Origin of the sequence: Achromobacter sp. GbtcB20, assembly GCF_019091095.1 — a bacterium.
GTDB classification, from domain to species: Bacteria; Pseudomonadota; Gammaproteobacteria; order Burkholderiales; family Burkholderiaceae_B; genus Achromobacter; species Achromobacter mucicolens.
The window spans coordinates 1-257 of record NZ_JAGXJZ010000655.1 but is presented as its reverse complement, the minus strand read 5'-3'; the positions used below and the strand labels follow the sequence as shown (position 1 = coordinate 257).

General features: G+C 67.7%; 1 pseudogene. It reads right to left on the bottom strand.

The window, feature by feature from the left end:
- Positions 1–257, bottom strand: a pseudogene (locus KVT32_RS30600) (DNA polymerase III subunit delta); the annotation flags it as partial.

Here is a 257-nt window from a genome sequence, read left to right as displayed (position 1 = left end):
CCTTCATCAGCGCGCCCAGCGGCCTGCCCTGCGCCATCCCCGGCTTCAATTTTAGCAGCGTGCGGATTTCTTCACTGTCGGCCCACAGCACCAGCGGCAGCGCCTCGCCTTCTCCCTTCAGGCCGTCGAGCATGCGCGCCAGGCGCGCCGCGACGCCCGACAGCATGGCCTCCGAGAGCATGAACACGTCGTAGCGCGCCACGTTCAGCACGGCGTCGTGCACCTGCTCGTACGTCAGCTTGCCCGGCTCGTACAGC